13 protein-coding genes and 1 pseudogene are annotated in these 15938 nt (G+C 74.0%); 8 read left to right on the forward strand and 6 right to left on the reverse strand.

What is annotated here, in order from left to right; all coding sequences use genetic code 11:
- Nucleotides 1-173: pseudogene (locus ABT300_RS19100) on the forward strand (IS110 family transposase); the annotation flags it as partial.
- A 5-nt stretch (nt 174-178) separates the two neighbouring features.
- Here ABT300_RS19100 and ABT300_RS19105 read toward each other — a convergent pair.
- Together ABT300_RS19105 and ABT300_RS19110 are read right to left on the reverse strand one after the other, a co-directional pair.
- Nucleotides 179-2863: a sensor histidine kinase gene (locus tag ABT300_RS19105; RefSeq protein WP_351676932.1), complete on the reverse strand. Its 2685-nt coding sequence runs from the start codon at nt 2861-2863 to the stop codon at nt 179-181.
- A gap of 45 nt (nt 2864-2908) precedes the next feature.
- The gene (locus tag ABT300_RS19110; protein WP_351676935.1) at nt 2909-3712 is read right to left on the reverse strand and encodes an MHYT domain-containing protein; all 804 of its coding nucleotides are present in this window, start codon (nt 3710-3712) and stop codon (nt 2909-2911) included.
- A 152-nt stretch (nt 3713-3864) separates the two neighbouring features.
- On the opposite strand from ABT300_RS19110, the gene ABT300_RS19115 reads away from it, so the two are divergent.
- Entirely contained in the window at nt 3865-4464 is a 600-nt protein-coding gene (locus ABT300_RS19115; protein ID WP_351676937.1) for a class I SAM-dependent methyltransferase, read from the forward strand.
- Nucleotides 4465-4468: 4 nt separating this feature from the next.
- On the opposite strand, the gene ABT300_RS19120 is transcribed toward ABT300_RS19115, so the two are convergent.
- A complete protein-coding gene (locus ABT300_RS19120) occupies nt 4469-5227 on the reverse strand; it encodes an alpha/beta fold hydrolase (RefSeq protein ID WP_351676940.1) in 759 nt (252 codons plus the stop codon).
- 190 nt (nt 5228-5417) lie between these two features.
- Here ABT300_RS19120 and ABT300_RS19125 point away from each other — a divergent pair, with 190 nt between their 5' ends.
- The 3 genes from ABT300_RS19125 to ABT300_RS19135 all read left to right on the forward strand — a co-directional run bounded on the left by ABT300_RS19125 (nt 5418) and on the right by ABT300_RS19135 (nt 7434).
- Complete coding sequence (locus tag ABT300_RS19125) at nt 5418-5996, forward strand: PadR family transcriptional regulator (RefSeq protein ID WP_351676942.1); 579 nt, start codon at nt 5418-5420, stop codon at nt 5994-5996.
- Nucleotides 5997-6051: 55 nt separating this feature from the next.
- Nucleotides 6052-6381 (forward strand): hypothetical protein, encoded by a 330-nt coding sequence (locus ABT300_RS19130; protein WP_351676945.1) that lies wholly within the window; start codon nt 6052-6054, stop codon nt 6379-6381.
- Between the two features lie 138 nt (nt 6382-6519).
- Nucleotides 6520-7434, forward strand: coding sequence for a hypothetical protein (locus ABT300_RS19135; protein WP_351676948.1), 915 nt, complete (start codon nt 6520-6522; stop codon nt 7432-7434).
- A 55-nt stretch (nt 7435-7489) separates the two neighbouring features.
- Here the strand turns inward: ABT300_RS19135 and ABT300_RS19140 are convergent, their stop codons facing one another.
- A complete protein-coding gene (locus ABT300_RS19140; protein ID WP_053851965.1) occupies nt 7490-7672 on the reverse strand; it encodes a tail-anchor membrane protein in 183 nt (60 codons plus the stop codon).
- Nucleotides 7673-7953: 281 nt separating this feature from the next.
- Between ABT300_RS19140 and ABT300_RS19145 the strand changes: the two genes are divergently transcribed.
- Together ABT300_RS19145 and ABT300_RS19150 are read left to right on the forward strand one after the other, a co-directional pair.
- Entirely contained in the window at nt 7954-11031 is a 3078-nt protein-coding gene (locus tag ABT300_RS19145; RefSeq protein ID WP_351676950.1) for an SCO1167/SCO6262 family helicase, read from the forward strand.
- Nucleotides 11028-12416, forward strand: coding sequence for an SWIM zinc finger family protein (locus ABT300_RS19150; protein WP_351676952.1), 1389 nt, complete (start codon nt 11028-11030; stop codon nt 12414-12416). Before ABT300_RS19145 ends, ABT300_RS19150 begins: the two co-directional genes overlap by 4 nt.
- Nucleotides 12417-12525: 109 nt before the next feature.
- Here ABT300_RS19150 and ABT300_RS19155 read toward each other — a convergent pair whose 3' ends face one another.
- Both ABT300_RS19155 and xylA read right to left on the reverse strand, forming a co-directional pair.
- Entirely contained in the window at nt 12526-12996 is a 471-nt protein-coding gene (locus tag ABT300_RS19155; protein WP_351676955.1) for a hypothetical protein, read from the reverse strand.
- Nucleotides 12997-13172: 176 nt separating this feature from the next.
- Nucleotides 13173-14339, reverse strand: coding sequence for a xylose isomerase (xylA, locus tag ABT300_RS19160; RefSeq protein WP_107447442.1), 1167 nt, complete (start codon nt 14337-14339; stop codon nt 13173-13175).
- 139 nt (nt 14340-14478) lie between these two features.
- Between xylA and xylB the strand changes: the two genes are divergently transcribed.
- Complete coding sequence (xylB, locus tag ABT300_RS19165) at nt 14479-15924, forward strand: xylulokinase (RefSeq protein ID WP_351676958.1); 1446 nt, start codon at nt 14479-14481, stop codon at nt 15922-15924.
- Nucleotides 15925-15938: the final 14 nt, after the last annotated feature.

The following is a 15938-nucleotide window of genomic DNA, read 5'->3' on the forward strand; positions in this document are numbered from 1 at the left end:
CCATGATGCGGCCCGGCCCCTCCCGGGACTACTACCTCAAGAAGCGATCCGAGGGCCTGCTGCACACCCAGGCCCTGCTCTCGCTCGCGCGACGCCGAGTGGATGTTCTGTGGGCGATGCTGCGCGACAAGAGGCTCTTCACCTCCACCCCGCCGGTCACGCAGGCGGCTTGACACGATCATTGAGATTCTCCTTCAGTGCTTTCACTGCCCGGTGCGGAATCCGGGGCCGCGCCGCGGCCGGGTTGCCTTCCGCCGCCTCGGGCCCAGCCCTCCCGGTACGCGGCCATACGGTTGCGTGCGAGCTCGGGGGTGCGTCCTTCGTCGCCGCGCGGGGCAGGCGTCCGGGCCGGCTCGCCGGGGCCCGAGCGGCGCAGTTGCGGAGCGAGACTGGCCTGCCGGACCCGGCGTGGAAGGTCGTCCGTGTCCTCTCCGTGTCCGGTGGCTTCGCCGGCTCCGGCGTCCTGGTCGTCGTCCGGGGGACGGTGCAGGCGCAAGGCGGTCACTCCGGTGGACGGCGGAGAGGCCGCGGCCGGCTCGGCGGCGGCCTGCGCGGAGGAAGCGAGCGCGGGTCGTTCGAGGGGCGGGGAGACGGACTCGCGGCGTCGGCCGGCAGGCCCGGGGCCGACCGCCTGCCGGTGGTCGAGCGGGCGCTCGGACATCTCGTGCGGCCCGAAGGCGTGCTCGTCGGCGCGGCGGCCGTCGGACGCGTGGCCGCCGGACGCGTGGCCGTCTCCTCCGGCCACGCGCGCGTAGGCACGTTCCGTCGGCTGCTCCGCCGCCTCGCGGGCGGAGACCTCCGGCGTGCCGCTGTGCAGCAGAGCCGTCGGCAGCAGGACGACGGCCGTGGTCCCGCCGTAAGGCGACGTTCGCAGATGCACCTTGACGCCGTGCCGGGCGGCGAGCCTGCTCACGACGAACAGGCCGAGCCGGTCGCTGTCGAAGAGGTCGAGGGCCTCGGACTGGGCGATGCGCCTGTTCGCCTCGTCGAGGGTCTCCCTGCCCATGCCCAGGCCCCGGTCCTCGACCTCCACGGCGTAGCCGTTGCCGACGGGTTCGCCGGTGACGCGCACCCGGGTGTGCGGGGGCGAGAACTGCGCCGCGTTCTCGACGAGCTCCGCGAGCAGGTGGGTGAGGTCGGCCACGGCCGTGCCGATGACGGCGGCCTCGGGGAGTTGCCGCACCTCTACGCGCGCGTAGTCCTCGACCTCGGAGACGGCGGCGCGGACGACGTTGGTGAGGGAGACCGGCATCCGCCATGCCCGACCGGGCGCCGCGCCGGAAAGGATGATCAGGCTTTCCGCGTGGCGCCGCATACGAGTGGTGAGGTGGTCGAGCCGGAAGAGGTCGCTGAGTTCGTTCGGGTCGTCGGAGCGGCGCTCCATGCTGTCCAGGAGGCTCAGCTGGCGGTGGACCAGGACCTGGCTGCGGCGGGCCAGGTTGACGAACACCCCGGAGATGCCGCTGGCGAGCTCGGCGCGCTCCACGGCGGCGCGCAGTGCGGCCCTGTGCACGGTGTTGAGGGCCTCGGCGACCTGGCCGGTCTCGTCCTCGGAGGGAGGACCCGGCGGAGCTTCCGCGCGGACGTCGATCTGCTCGCCGGCGCGCAGTTTCCCCATCGCCTCCGGGAGTTTGCGCCGGGCGATCTCCAGGGCGCTGTTGCGCAGGCCGACCAGTTCGACGACGAGCCCGCGACCGATGCGCACGGAGATGACGAGCGAGGCGACGACGGCGGCGAGGCCCAGCAGCACCGCGGCTCCGGGTGCGGTGAGCAGACCGCGGGTGAGCGGGTCGGCGCGGCCGGCGACGTCGCTGCCGGCGTCCGCCTCGATGGTCCGCATGCCGTCCTGCACGCGGGCGTGCGCCGACGCCCAGGCGCCCTCGGGAGCGGCGGCGATCGCCTTCACTCCCGGCCGCCCGGCGAGCACCCTGTCCTCGACGGCCCCCAGGGAGGCGTAGGCGCTGCCGGCGGCGAGACGGCGCCAGGCGGTGTGCTCGGGTCCGCGCAGGTCCGCGGTGGCCGATCCGGTGAGGACGCGACGCGTGTCGACCGCGCCGGTGAACAGTCGCAGGCGGGTTCCCTCGAGACGCCCCGTCAGCCGCGCGCCGGCGAGCACGGCGTCCTCCTGGGCCAGCGCCTCTCCCGCGCGGGAGAACTCGAGCAGCACGCGCGCGTCGGAGCCGAGTTCGGCGTCCTGGATGCCCGAGAGGGCGCCGCCGACCGCGAAGGCCGACGAGATGGCGCCGGTGTAGCGGCTGTAGGCCGTCTCCCAGCCGGCGCTGCCGTCTAGGACGGCGGTCCGCAGCTCGGACAGTCGTCCGGCGGCGGAGACGAACGTCTCGAGACGCCGGGCCACGCCCGCGGGCAGGTCCTGGCCGTCGGCGACGGTGCTGTCGTCGCCGAGCCGCAGGCCCGACACCGCCCGGTCGGTGCGTTCGGCGAGCGTCCTCAGGTCGGCGTCCTGCCCGGGTGCGGGACGGGTCGCGTACCGTACGGCGGCTGTCCGTTCGGCCTGGAGGGCGGCCACGGCGGCCGCGACGGGGGCGCGGACCTGGGAGTCGACTCGCTGCAACTGGCGCAGCCGGGAGACGTCCTGTGCCGTGCCGACCGTGGCGAAGGCCCACAGGGCGAGCAGGGAGACGACCGGCACCATCAGCAGGCAGACGATCTTGGCTCGTACGGTGCGCGGCCGAAGACGCCAGCCTTGCGCGCGGGGGGTCGACGCGTCCGGGGCGGGGGGCGTCGACGGGTCCGTCCGTTCGTCCGGCCCTTCGTCGGCCGGGGGTCCGGCGTGGGCGCGCCGCCCGCGCGCGGGGGGCGGCGCGTCGGCGCCGGCCGTCGGGGTCCTGCGGGGTGTGCGCATGGCCTCCTCGCTCGGAAGGGGGGCTGGGACGGGTGTGTCGGCCGCTCAGACGGTCCGGGCCTGTTGTCGCCCCGGACCGCTCTGGGCGGCCTCCACCGCCTGCTGCGCGGAGGCGGAGGCCGCGCGCTCCCCGGTGGTGGGTGACAGGGCGACGAAGGCCGAGGTCAGGAAGAGGTAGGACCCGAGGCCGACGGCGAGGGGGAAGATGAACTGCATCGCCGTGGCCCCGGGCAGCGCCTCGCCCGAGGGCGTGACGTGCACCCGCACCGCGAACATGCCGGTGTAGTGCATGCTGCTCACCGCCACGCCCATGACGAGGGAGGCGAGGGTGACGGCAACCGGCGACTTGATGTTGAGCGCCGCCCAGAGCGCCGCGGTCGCCGCGACGACGGCGATCAGGACGGAGAGTCCCACCCGCACCGCGTCGTAGGTGACGTCGCCGTGCAGCCGGACCGCCGCCATGCCCAGGTAGTGCATGCTCGCCACGCCCAGGCCGGTGGTGAGTCCGCCGATCAGCAGCGCGCGCGTGCGGTCGCCGCTGTAGCCGACGGCGAAGACGCCGGCGCAGACCACGACCATGGCCACGAGGAGACTGAGCACGGTCAGGGGGACGTCGTAACGGATGTCGGTGCCGGTGACGCCGAATCCGAGCATCGCCACGAAGTGCATGGTCCAGATTCCGGTGCCGATCGCCGACGCGGCGGTGATCAGCCAGTTGCGGCGGGAGCGCCCGGAGGCGCCGAGCGCGCGCATGGTGCAGCGCAGTCCGAGGGCGGCGCCGATGCAGGCCATCGCGTACGACAGCACGGGGGTCAGCCAGCCGAAGGCGGCGTGGTCCAGGTGTCCCATGGCCCCGGGACGCTAGCCGGGGCACGGGAGCACAAGGGCGGCGCATTTCGAAAGCTGTTGGAATATGACTCAGAGGTGCGCCTGAACGATCGGGTCACGCTCGAACGTGTGCGCCGAGGCGTCCTCCGGGCCGGTGAGGGATCATGCAGAGAATGAGCGACCGTCACACACATGTCCAGGAGTTCTTCGGCGCCCGTGCCGCCGGCTGGGACGACCGGTTCCCCGACGACGGTCCCGCCTACGCGGCTGCGGTCGGCGACCTCGGACTGCGCGAGGGGGACCGCGTGCTGGACGCGGGCTGCGGCACCGGGCGCGCCCTGACGCCGCTGCGTGCCGCCGTGGGGCGTTCGGGAGTGGTCGTCGGGGTCGATCTGACCCCGGCCATGCTGGAGGCCGCCGTACGGGCCGGACGGGACCGCGACGGGCGGCTGGTGCTCGCGGACGTCACCGCGCTCCCCCTGCGCTCCGGGGCCCTGGACGCCGTCTTCGGCGCCGGGCTCGTCTCCCACCTGCCCCGGCCGGCCGAGAACCTGGGCGAGTTGGCGCGCGTGGTGCGCCCCGGCGGCCTGCTGGCGCTGTTCCATCCCATCGGCCGGGCGGCGCTCGCGGCACGCCAGGGGCGCCGGATCACGTCGGAGGATCTGCGGGCGCAACCCAACCTCCGCCCTCTGCTGGCGGGGTCGGGGTGGCGCATGACGTCATACGTCGACGAGGACGCGCGCTTCCTGGCCGTGGCCGTGCGCGAGGGCTGAGGGGTCACTCGCCTCCGGCGACCGCCCGCACGAACGCGTCGGGGTTGTCGAACATGACGTTGTGGCCGGCGCCCGGCACCGTGACCACCCGCACCCCCGCGGCCGTCAGCGCGTCCGCGCCGTCGAGCGGGCCGGTGAGCTCACCCTGCAGGTAGACGCGTTCCACCGCGTGCAGCCCGGTCAGGATCTCGCGCATGACCGGATCGGATCCGCGTCGCAGACCGACGGCGCTGCGGTGCAGTGCGCGCGGGTCGGCGAGCCGCATCGTCGCTGCCCACAGGGGCCCGACCGCGTCGAGCACGCGCGCGTACCCGCCGGCGACGAACTCGTCCTCACCGTAGGAGGCGATGCCGCTGCTGCCCGCGGCGGGCGGTGGGAACGCGTCGAGGTTGGCTTCCGTCAGCACCAGCCGGGCGACCAGGTCGGGCCGGCGGTGCGCCAGGACGACGGCCACGGAGCCGCCCATGCTGTGGGCGACCAGTTCGGCGCCGGTCGCCCCGGCCGCGTCCAGCGCTGCCGCCAGGGCGTCGGCGTGTTCCTCGAGCGTGTAGCCGAAGTCCGCCGGGCGGTCGCTGATGCCGTGACCCGGCAGGTCCACGAACAAGCTCCGCCGTCCGGCCAGTTCCGGCCGGGCCGCCACGTGCGCGTGATACACGGTCGAGGCCGCTCCCAGCCCGTGCACGTACACCCGCGCGGGCCCGCCGCCCCGGGTCTCCGTCCAGCGCACCCGGCTGCCCCTGCCGTCGAACTCGGTCTGCTGCATCGCTCCCCCTCGGATCACGGTCGTCGCCCGGTCCGGTCGATCGCCATCAGCATGGCCATCGGCGTCGGGCCCGGCATGACCATACATCTCCGACGGAGTACTACGTCACCGATGTATTACTTTCACGTAGTACTCCAATGACGTGATACCGAGACTGCGAGGTACACCTGTTCTGCGGCAGAATGCAGGCATGCTGGAGCTCGCCGTCCTCGGTTTCCTGTTCGACGCCCCGCTGCACGGCTATGAGCTGCGCAAGCGCATCACCGCGCTCACCGGGCACGTGCGCCCCGTGGCCGAGAGCACGCTGTATCCGGCGATCAAGCGCCTGGAGAAGGCGGGCCTCCTGGTGCGCGCCACGGAGCCCGGCGCCGCAGCCGCTCCGCGGCACGTCCTGAGCCTCACCGCCGACGGCCGGGACGAACTGCGCAGGCGGCTCGCCGAACCCGACCGGCGGGACATCACCGACGAGAACCGCTGGTTCACCGTGCTCGCCTTCCTGCGGCACCTGGACGACCCCGCCGCCCAGGCCGCGGTGCTGCGCCGCCGGCTGGCCTTCCTCGAGGAACCGGCCAGCTTCTTCTACGACGGCGACCGTCCGCTGCGGGCCGAGGAGCTGACGGACCCGTTCCGGCGCGGCGTTCTGACCATCGCCCGGGCCACCTCGCGGGCCGAGCTCGCCTGGCTGAGCGACACCCTCGGGTCGCTCGACGCCCGATCAGTGACCGCAACCCCGTTCCCTTCCGCCCCCGGGCGGGCAACTCCAGGGTGAGCAGCGGGAGATGGACGGCCCGTCGACGCATTGAGGCACTGGGAAGGCGGACGGCATGATCGGTGCGATACGCAAGGCCTGCGGAAGACTCCTCGACGCGGGGCGCGCGCGGCCCGGCCCGGACAGCGCGGGGAGTCCGGACGCTGCGGCGCGCAAGGGCGGAAAGCGCACGCACAATCTGTTCGAGGCGGCCGCCGTGTACGTCTCGGCCTGCGCCGAGGACGATCAGGACAAAATCGACGAGGCAGCGGACTGGGTGTCGCCGGAGGCGTTGTCCTTCGGCGTCAACGAACTGGCCTGCCGCGCCGTCATCGCCCTGGCGCGGCAGCGCGACGAATCGCCGCAGACCGTGGCTCGCGAACTCCTCGGACTGCCGGCAGCGTGACGCATCCGACCCCTCCCCGTGGTCGATTCGCCCCGTCCGGCCGGAAACCTGCAGCTCCGGGTAGTCGGCCGGTCGTGACAAGCGCCTTCTCGCCGCACTAGGGTGCGCGCGGTTGGACGAACCGATGGGGAGGCTGGGATGGCCGGGACGGACGAGGACACCGTCGCCGCCGCGGACGACGCGCTCTATGTGCTCACGGCGGTGCTGTTGACGCCGGCGAAGTTCCCGAGCGCGCTGGGCGACGACTATCCGGAGGCCTGCGCGGCGCTCGGCATGCCGCCGCTCGCCGACGGGTACGGCCTGGTGCTGGGCCAGGACGGCGGAGGAGCACGGTGGACCGTCGTCATCGACGACGTGTCCTTGGTGGCCGTCGCCATCGCGTCGTGGGACTGCGGCATGGAGTACGACCTGTCGCCCGACGAGCGGACGGTCGTCGCCGCGCTGCCCGGCTGGCCGCTTGCGGTCGCCGTCGCGGCACCCGGCGTGCCCGCTCCGCACGACCCCGCCCCGGACATCGCGGACGGTCCCGCGCTGACGCCTCCGGACACCAGCGTCTGGGGTCCGGCGCAGCGTCGGCTGGGCGCCGACGAGATCGCGCTGCAGTGGGCCCTGTGGCGGGAGCAGATCGACGACGCGGAGTTCGCGTCGTCACGGGAGCGCGCGGAGGCGGCCGCAGGGACCGCGGGCGACGCCACAGGGACCGGGGACGACGCCACGGAGGCCGAAGGTGAGGCCACGGGGTCCGAGAGCGAGGCCTGCGCGGGCGACAAGCCCTCGCCGGGCGGGCACAGCGGGATCCGACGAGTGCTGGCCGAGGTGCGCGCCTACGTGGACAGCCCGCCTCCGCTCGGACGGGTGCGCTCCTCGTTCGCTCCCGGTGACGCGCGAACGCTGCGCGCCGACGGCCCCGGCTGGTCGCTCGTCGCCAGGACCGACGACATCGCGTTCGTGCTGCTCGACGAGGAGCCCGGCGAGGTGCTGCCCGTCGGCCGCGGCCCCGAACTGCCCGGGCTGCTGGAGGCGCTCGACAAGATGGCCGTACGACCTCTGTGAGACCGACCGGATCTCCCCGTGCGGGTGACGGGGGCCGCCATGCGGTCCCCGTCGCTCAGCGGCCGAGCTCCTTGCGCGTGACACGGCGCAGCCTGCGCCGTTGCGACGGATCCAGCGTGAGGTAGGCCGCCGCGGGGACCCCCACCACGATCAGCAGGGCGGCCCACCAGGGCAGCCAGATCAGCAGGAGGAGCCCTACCGCCACGCCCCCTGCGGCGATCTTCGCGTTCTTCGACATGTGTGCGTCGCCTCCTTCGCGGCCGTTGCCGCTCTCTGCCATGAAAACGGGTCCACGCCGCCCGCGGTTCCGGCAGCGACCCTGAGACGTCCCTGAAACCCGCCCCCGAGAGTCCCCCGAGACGCCCTCGGGGAGCCCGGCGACACCGGACGCCGGACATGGCGCACCGAGGGGATCACCCCAAACCGGCCCGCCGAAACGCAGTGCGCCCTTTCCTCGCGAGTGCTGTACCCTCGGCGACTCCGCCCCGGTAGTCAAACTTGAGGAGCAGGCTCATCACCGTGCAGAGGGTTCCCACGGAAGCGTCACCCGAGATCTCCGAACTGGTCGGCTGCTGCGCCCTGTTCGCGCCCGGCGTCCCCGCCCGCACCGGCAGCGTCGCCTTCTGGCGACCCGACGGCGAGGCCCCTCCCGTCACCTGGCCGCGAGGCGCACGGGATCCGTCCGCGAGTCTGTCCGTCGTCCGGCCGACCGACGCCGGCGCCGACGCCCCTGCCGGTGCCGGTGCCGGTGCCGGTGTGACGGTCACCCGCGTGCCCGTCCTGCTGCTGCCGGTGCTGGACGCCCTTCCCGTCCTCGTCCACGCGCGTACCGCGCCGGACGCCCACCGATCCGCCGCTTTCTGGGGTGCGGCCGCCCTGCTGTCCCTGCGGTTCACGGCACGCGGCCTGCTGCTTCCCGGCCTGTCCGCGCAGGACCACGACGCCTGGCGGGCCGGCCCGCTGGGCCCGGACGACGCCGAGCAGGTGCGCCGACTTGCCGCCTCCATGCCGCCCGAGGCACACGCCGTGCCACTGGACGACGCCCCGCCACTGCGGCTCCCCGACCCCGAACGGCTGCTGCGCGCCTTTCTGGACGCCCTCGCGGACGCGCTGCCCCGCACACCCGCGGCGTCGCTCGTGACCGGCGGACCTGCGTACGCGGCGCGAGAGCCGCAGACGGCGCCGGAGCTGCGCGGCTGGGCGGCCGACGTCGCCGCGGGCCATGACGCCGGCGTACGGATCTCGCTGCGGATCGACGTGTCGGGCGTCGGAGCCCCGGAGTACGCGGGGCACGAACCTCCGGTCGGCGCGCCGCCCGTGGGCGAGGGCGACGCCGCCGAGTCCCGGTCCGGCGTCCGCGGAGCCGGCGGGATCGGCGGAACCGGTGCGACCGCGCTCTCCTCCGCCCGTCTCGGCACAGGCCCGGGCGTCGATCTCGACCTCGATCTTGAGGGAGCCACGCCCCGATACCGGGCCGTGCCGCAGGTGCACAGCGTCAGCGATCCCGCGCTCGTCGCCGACGCCGCCACGATCTGGGGCGGCCCCGAGGCGACGCGCGAGGGGTTCGGCCCCCGTGCGCGTGCCGACGCCGTGCTCGCCCTGCGCCGTGCCGCGCGGGCCTGGCCCCCGCTCACTCCCCTGCTGTCGGCCACGGTCCCCGAGGCGGTCGATCTCGTCGACGAGGAGATCGTCGAACTCCTGGGGGACGGTTCACGAGCGCTGGCGACGGCAGGCGTCGAGGTCCACTGGCCCCGCGAGCTGGTCCGGACGCTGACCGCCCGCGCGGTCATAGGTCCGCCGGAGGAGGGTTCGACCTCACCGCGCGCGGGGTCGGACACACCGCCGTCGCTGTCCACGGACGCCCTCCTGACGTTCACGTGGCGTTTCGGGCTCGGAGGCCAGCAGCTCACGCGTGAGGAGCTGGACCGACTGGCCGAGTCGAAGCGGCCGCTGGTGCGGCTGCGTGACCGGTGGGTTCTGATCGACCCGGGGGAGCTGCGTCGCGCCGCCGACCGGCAGGACCTCAGGCTGACTCCCGTGGACGCCCTGAGCGCGGCTCTGACGGGCTCCTCGGAGGTGGACGGCCTCAGGGTCGACGTGGAGCCCACCGGGTGGCTGGCGGCCCTGCGGGAGCGGCTGACGCACCCCGAGCGCGACGAGCCGGTGGCACAGCCCGCCGCGCTCGACGCCACCCTGCGCGACTACCAGCGCCGCGGGCTGGACTGGCTGGCCCGCAACACGGCCCTCGGCCTGGGCTGCTGTCTTGCGGACGACATGGGGCTGGGCAAGACCGTCACGCTGATCGCCCTGCACCTGCACCGCCAGGCGGACGCCTCGACCGCGGGCCCCACCCTCGTGGTCTGCCCGACGTCCCTGATGGGCAACTGGCAGCGGGAGATCGAGAAATTCGCCCCGGGCACCGACGTACGCCGCTTCCACGGCCCGCGTCGCGACCTCGCGGCGCCGGCCGACAGGGACTTCGTGCTGACGACGTACGGCACGCTGAGGCTGGACGCGGAGCGGCTCGGCTCCGTCACGTGGGGCTTGGTCGTGGCGGACGAGGCACAGCACGTGAAGAACCCGTACTCGGCGACCGCGAGGGCGCTGCGCACCGTCGGCGCACGCGCGCGGGTGGCCCTCACGGGCACTCCGGTGGAGAACGACCTGTCGGAGCTGTGGGCGATCCTGGACTGGACGACGCCGGGCCTGCTGGGCCGGCTCGGCCACTTCCGCGCGCGCCATGCGCGAGCCGTCGAGGGCGGCGGGGATCCGGCGGCGGCGGAGCGGCTCGCCCGGCTGATCGGACCGTTCCTGCTGCGTCGGCGCAAGTCGGACCCGGGCATCGCGCCCGAGCTGCCGCCCAAGACCGAGACCGACCGGCCCGTCGCCCTCACCGACGAGCAGGCGGGCCTGTACGAGGCCGTGGTGCGCGAGACCCTGGCGGCGATCGCCGAGGCCGACGACATGGCGCGGCGCGGCCTGATCGTGAAACTGCTGACCGGTCTCAAGCAGATCTGCAACCATCCCGCGCAGTACCTCAAGGAGGACCGGCCGAGGACCGCGGGACGCTCCGGGAAGCTGGAGCTCCTGGACGAACTCCTCGACGTTCTCCTCGCCGAGGGGGCGAGCGTGCTGGTCTTCACGCAGTACGTGCGCATGGCGCGGCTGCTGGAGCAGCACCTTGCCGCGCGGGGCGTCCCGACGCTGTTCCTGCACGGCGGAACGCCGGTCGCGGAACGCGAGGCCATGGTCCGGCGCTTCCAGGACGGCGAGGTCCCGGTGTTCCTGCTGTCCCTGCGGGCCGCGGGAACCGGCCTCAACCTCACGCGCGCGGAGCACGTCGTGCACTACGACCGCTGGTGGAATCCGGCCGTAGAGGCGCAGGCCACCGACCGCGCCCACCGCATCGGCCAGACCCGTCCCGTCCAGGTGCACCGGCTGATCGCCGAAGGGACCGTCGAGGACCGCATCGCCGACATGCTGCGGCGCAAGCGGGCGGTCGCGGACGCCGTCCTCGATGCCGGAGCGGCGGCGTTCACGGAGCTGACGGACGCCGAGCTGGCCGATCTGGTGGAACTGCGAGAGGGCACGCGATGAACGGGCACGCCGACGCCGGCCGGAGCGGCGAGGAACGCGTCGAGGGAACCGAGGCACGCACGTTCGCGGCGCTGCCTCCCGCCCACGGGAGGGGATTCGCGCAGACCTGGTGGGGCAGGGCGTGGCTCACCGCGCTGGAGGACGGCGCCGTGGACGGGAAGCAGGTGAAGGAGGGCCGACGGCTCGCGCGCGCGGGCGCCGTGGGCGCGGTGACCGTGCGACCGGGCCGCGTCACGGCCGTCGTCCGCGGCCGTGACCGCACACCGCACCGGGCCGACGTGCTGCTGGACCCGCTTTCTGACGCGCAGTGGGACCGCTTCCTGGACCTGACGGTCGAACGGTCCGGTCACATGGCGGCACTGCTCGACCGGGAGATGCCGCCCCATCTCGTCGAGGACGCCGCCGCCGCGGGCGTCCATCTGCTGCCGGGGCTCGGCGACCTGGAGGCGGAGTGCGACTGCGACGCCTGGGACCATTGCGGTCACACGGCGGCCGTCTGCTACCAGGTGGCAAGGCTGCTCGACCAGGATCCGTTCGTCCTGCTGCTGCTTCGAGGCCGCGCCGAGAGGGTCCTGCTGGACGGCCTCCAGGCGCGCGGCTCCGGCGCTGCGGCCGACGCCGCTCCGGCGCCGGCCCGAGCCGAAGGGGTGGACGCGGCGGAGGCGTACGCGGCCGGTGACATCCTGCCCGCGCTGCCGGCCGCGCCCGCTCTCCCGCCGCAGCCGGGCGTCCCGCCCGCCTTGGACACGGACACCCCGCCGCCGCCCGCGGTGGAGCCCGCCGCTCTGGAGTTCCTGGCCGCCCGGACAGCCGCCGCGGCGCACCTGTTGCTCGCGGAGGCGCTGCGCGAGCGCCCGGGACGGCGTGCGGAAGAGGAGCCGTTGTCGGTCGGTCAGGACGCCGTGCGACTGGCGGCCGGCGCCGTGGGCGGCGGTCCGGGCGCGCATCGGCTCGCGGCCGTGACCGGACGGCTGGCCGTCGGCTCGGGGCGCAGCCGTGAGCAGTTGGCGTCGGCCGTACGGGCCTGGCGACGAGGCGGGGCGGCTGCCCTGTCGGTGTGGGAGGAGGAGTGGGCCGTCGAAGGCGATGCGCTCGCCCGCGCGTGTGCTGCGCTTGATGCCGCCTGGGAGGACGACGAGCGGCCGGCCCTGCGCGTGCGGGCGAACCGCTGGACGGTCGTCGGTGAGCCCTGCCAGCTCCGGCTGGGACGGGACGGTCGCTGGTGGCCGTACCGCAAGGAGGGCGGTCGCTGGACGCCGGCCGGGGAGGCCGCCGACGACCCGGCGACCGCCTTGGCGACAACCCGCCCCGACGGCGAGGAGACGCCGTCCCGCCCTGACGGAGGCTCCCTCGGTTCCCTGACTGAAACGCCGTTCCTTCCTTGACGAAAGCGCTGGTCCCGGCGGAGGCGACCTCCGCCGGGGACACCGTCGGCAGGCGGAACGGCGTGCCTCACGTGCGTCGGCCGCGGGGCGGGCGACGACGCAGGGCAGCCTACGGGGCGAGGTCGCCCAGCGAGGGGAGCAGCGATTCCAGCCCGCTGGGCAGCCCGCTGGGCAGCTCGGTAGGCAGCGTGCTCGGCAACGCGGTCGGCAGCGCCGTGGGCAGTTCCGTCGGGAGCGTGCTCGGCAGCGCGGTGGGAAGGCGGCTGGGGAAACCGCTGGGCAGGGTCGTCGGAAGACCGGCGGACGGCGGGGGCGAGCTCGTGGCGCCGCCCCCGGTCGTGGGGCCGTCGTCCGGCGAGTCGCCGCTTCCCGACCTCATCAGCACGACGGCGATGACCGCTGCGGCCAGGACCAGCAGGGCGAACACCACGAAGAGCGGGTTTCTGCGCCGCCGGCCGGGGCCGCCGGGATCACCGACCGCACCGGTTCCGTAGGGGGCGGTGGGCGGTCCGAAGCCGCCGGGAGGCGGCATGTCCCCCGGCGGTCCGGGCGGCTGAGGCGGTACGGGCGGCATGGCCATGCCGTCCAGCGTGACCGTGGGCCCGCCCGCGAGCGACCCCCGCACGCGGCTTGATACCGGTTCATGGCACGGAGGGCATGATTCCGGCATATTGCGTGCGGAGGCCGACCGGAGGTGGAACATGTCTGCGGCACGCGCGTGTGGCAGCTCGACGCACCCACGCGCGTGTGCGCGGCTCAGCTCCGGGCGCCCAGCAGGTGGTCCATCGCGAGCTGGTCGAGCTGCTCGAAGGCCATGCCGCGGGCGGCGGCCGCCTCGGGGTCGAAGTCCTCGAAGGCGGTGCGGTCGGCGAGCAGGCTCTCCAGGCCGTCGGCGGCGGTGGCCTGCGCCAGCTCGTCGAGGCGGGAGGCGCGCAGGGCCTCCTGGACCTCGGGGTCGGCGCGGAAGGCGGTCGCCCGCTCCTTGAGGATCAGGTAGTTGCGCATGCAGCCTGCCGCCGACGCCCACACGCCGTCGAGGTCCTCGGTGCGCGGCGGCTTGAAGTCGAAGTGCTTCGGGCCCGCGTAACCGGCGCTCTCGAGCAGGTCGACCAGCCAGAACGCGGAACGCAGGTCACCGGCGCCGAACCGCAGGTCCTGGTCGTACTTGATGCCGGACTGGCCGTTGAGGTCGATGTGGAAGAGCTTGCCCGCCCACAGCGCCTGCGCGATGCCGTGCGGGAAGTTCAGCCCGGCCATCTGCTCATGGCCGACCTCCGGGTTGACGCCGTACAGCTCCGGACGCTCCAGGCGCTCGATGAACGCCAGGGCGTGGCCGACGGTGGGCAGCAGGATGTCGCCGCGCGGCTCGTTCGGCTTGGGCTCGATGGCGAACTTCAGGTCGTAACCCTGGGAGGTCACGTACTCGCCGAGGAGGTCGAAGGCCTCCTTCATGCGGTCGAGCGCCACGCGGACGTCCTTGGCGGCGCCGGACTCCGCGCCCTCACGGCCGCCCCAGGCCACGTACGTCTTGGCGCCGAGCTCGACGGCGAGGTCGATGTTGCGGATCGTCTTGCGCAGGGCGTACCGGCGCACGTCGCGGTCGTTCGCGGTGAACGCGCCGTCCTTGAAGACGGGATGCGTGAAGAGGTTGGTGGTGGCCATCGGCACGGTCATGCCGGTGGTGTCCAGGGCCTGCCGGAAGCGCTTGACGTGCTCCTCGCGCTCGCTGTCGGAGGATCCGAACGGGATGAGGTCGTCGTCGTGGAACGTCACGCCGTAGGCGCCCAGCTCGGCCAGGCGCGTCACCGTCTCGACCGGGTCGAGGGCACGCCGCGTGGCGTCGCCGAACGGGTCCCTTCCCTGCCAGCCGACGGTCCACAGGCCGAAGGTGAACCTGTCGTCGGGGGTGGGCTGGTAGCTCATGCCGGGCTCCTTGCTCGAAGTCTGTGGTGCGGGGGCGGTGGCGAACTATTTCGTCATGGCCGTTTACAAATTAGTATGCGGACGCATCTCTGGGAAGACAGATCCCGCAGAGCCGCGGAAAAACTTGAGGGAGAGCCCGATGTCAGCAGCCGAGGGTCCGCTCGTCGTCGGCGTGGACACGTCCACCCAGTCCACGAAGGTCCTGGTCGTCGACGCCGCCACCGGCGCCGTCGTCGCGAGCGGCCAGGCGCCGCACACCGTGTCCGCAGGGGCCGGCCGTGAGAGCGACCCGCGTCAGTGGTGGGACGCCCTGCGCGAGGCGTTGCACCAGTGCGGCGACGCGGCCCGTGAAGCCGCCGCCGTGTCGATCGGCGGCCAGCAGCACGGACTCGTCACCCTGGACGAGCGTGGCGAGCCGGTGCGCCCGGCACTGCTGTGGAACGACGTCCGCTCGGCTCCGCAGGCGCGCCGGCTGACCGAGGAGCTGGGCGGAGCGAAGTTCTGGGCGGAGCGCACCGGATCCGTGCCGGCGGCCAGCTTCACGGTGACCAAGTGGGCGTGGCTGGCGGAGAACGAGCCGGAGGCCCTGCGCGCGACCAAGGCCGTGCGCCTCCCCCACGACTACCTCACCGAACGTCTCACGGGCGAGGGGACCACCGACCGGGGTGACGTCTCGGGCACCGGCTGGTGGGCCTCGGGGACCGAGTCGTACGACGAGGAGATCCTCGCCCATGTGGGGCTCGACCCGGCCCTGCTGCCCCGCGTGGTGCGGCCTGGCGAGGTGGCGGGCACCGTGCGCGACAGCCACGACCTGCCGTTCGCCAAGGGGACGCTGGTCGCCCCGGGCACCGGCGACAACGCCGCGGCGGCGCTCGGCCTCGGGCTGCGTCCCGGCACGCCCGTGCTGAGCCTCGGGACCTCGGGCACGGTCTACGCGGTGGCCAAACGCCGCCCCACCGACCCCACCGGCACCGTGGCCGGCTTCGCCGACGCCCACGGCGACTGGCTGCCCCTGGCCTGCACCCTGAACTGCACGCTCGCCGTCGACCGGGTCGCCGCTCTGCTGGGGCTGGACCGCGAAGCCGTGGAGCCCACCGCGCACCTCACGCTCCTGCCCTACCTCGACGGGGAGCGCACCCCGAACCTGCCGAACGCGTCCGGCGTGCTGCACGGTCTGCGTCACGACACGACCGCCGGCCAGCTGCTCCAGGCCGCCTACGACGGGGCCGTGCACTCCCTGCTCGGCGCGCTCGACCTCGTCCTCGACGCGGAAGCGGACCGCTCGTCCCCCCTGCTGCTGATCGGCGGCGGCGCCCGGGGCACGGCCTGGCAGCAGACCGTGCGCCGGCTGTCGGGACGTCCGGTCCAGGTCCCCGAAGCGAAGGAACTCGTCGCGCTGGGGGCCGCCGCGCAGGCGGCGGGGCTGCTGACCGGCGAGGACCCGGCCGCCGTCGCCCGTCGCTGGAACACCGCCCGGGGCCCGGTCCTCGACGCCGTCGAGCGGGACGAGGCGACACTGACGAGAATCGCCGGGGTACTCTCCGACGCGTCCCCACTGCTGGAGCGGAGCACGAACGCCCACTGACCATCGAAGAGGCC

It is taken from the genome of Streptomyces sp. NPDC001027 (genome assembly GCF_040299045.1).
In the GTDB taxonomy this organism is placed as follows: Bacteria; Actinomycetota; Actinomycetes; order Streptomycetales; family Streptomycetaceae; genus Streptomyces.

Excerpts from the sequence above, each read along its gene's own strand:
- ABT300_RS19105 (WP_351676932.1), bottom strand. The coding sequence starts at position 2,863 with ATGCGCACACCCCGCAGGACCCCGACGGCCGGCGCCGACGCGCCGCCC.
- ABT300_RS19110 (WP_351676935.1), bottom strand. The coding sequence starts at position 3,712 with ATGGGACACCTGGACCACGCCGCCTTCGGCTGGCTGACCCCCGTGCTG.
- ABT300_RS19115 (WP_351676937.1), top strand. The coding sequence starts at position 3,865 with ATGAGCGACCGTCACACACATGTCCAGGAGTTCTTCGGCGCCCGTGCC.
- ABT300_RS19120 (WP_351676940.1), bottom strand. The coding sequence starts at position 5,227 with ATGCAGCAGACCGAGTTCGACGGCAGGGGCAGCCGGGTGCGCTGGACG.
- ABT300_RS19125 (WP_351676942.1), top strand. The coding sequence starts at position 5,418 with ATGCTGGAGCTCGCCGTCCTCGGTTTCCTGTTCGACGCCCCGCTGCAC.
- ABT300_RS19130 (WP_351676945.1), top strand. The coding sequence starts at position 6,052 with ATGATCGGTGCGATACGCAAGGCCTGCGGAAGACTCCTCGACGCGGGG.
- ABT300_RS19135 (WP_351676948.1), top strand. The coding sequence starts at position 6,520 with ATGGCCGGGACGGACGAGGACACCGTCGCCGCCGCGGACGACGCGCTC.
- ABT300_RS19140 (WP_053851965.1), bottom strand. The coding sequence starts at position 7,672 with ATGTCGAAGAACGCGAAGATCGCCGCAGGGGGCGTGGCGGTAGGGCTC.
- ABT300_RS19150 (WP_351676952.1), top strand. The coding sequence starts at position 11,028 with ATGAACGGGCACGCCGACGCCGGCCGGAGCGGCGAGGAACGCGTCGAG.
- ABT300_RS19155 (WP_351676955.1), bottom strand. The coding sequence starts at position 12,996 with ATGGCCATGCCGCCCGTACCGCCTCAGCCGCCCGGACCGCCGGGGGAC.
- xylA (WP_107447442.1), bottom strand. The coding sequence starts at position 14,339 with ATGAGCTACCAGCCCACCCCCGACGACAGGTTCACCTTCGGCCTGTGG.
- xylB (WP_351676958.1), top strand. The coding sequence starts at position 14,479 with ATGTCAGCAGCCGAGGGTCCGCTCGTCGTCGGCGTGGACACGTCCACC.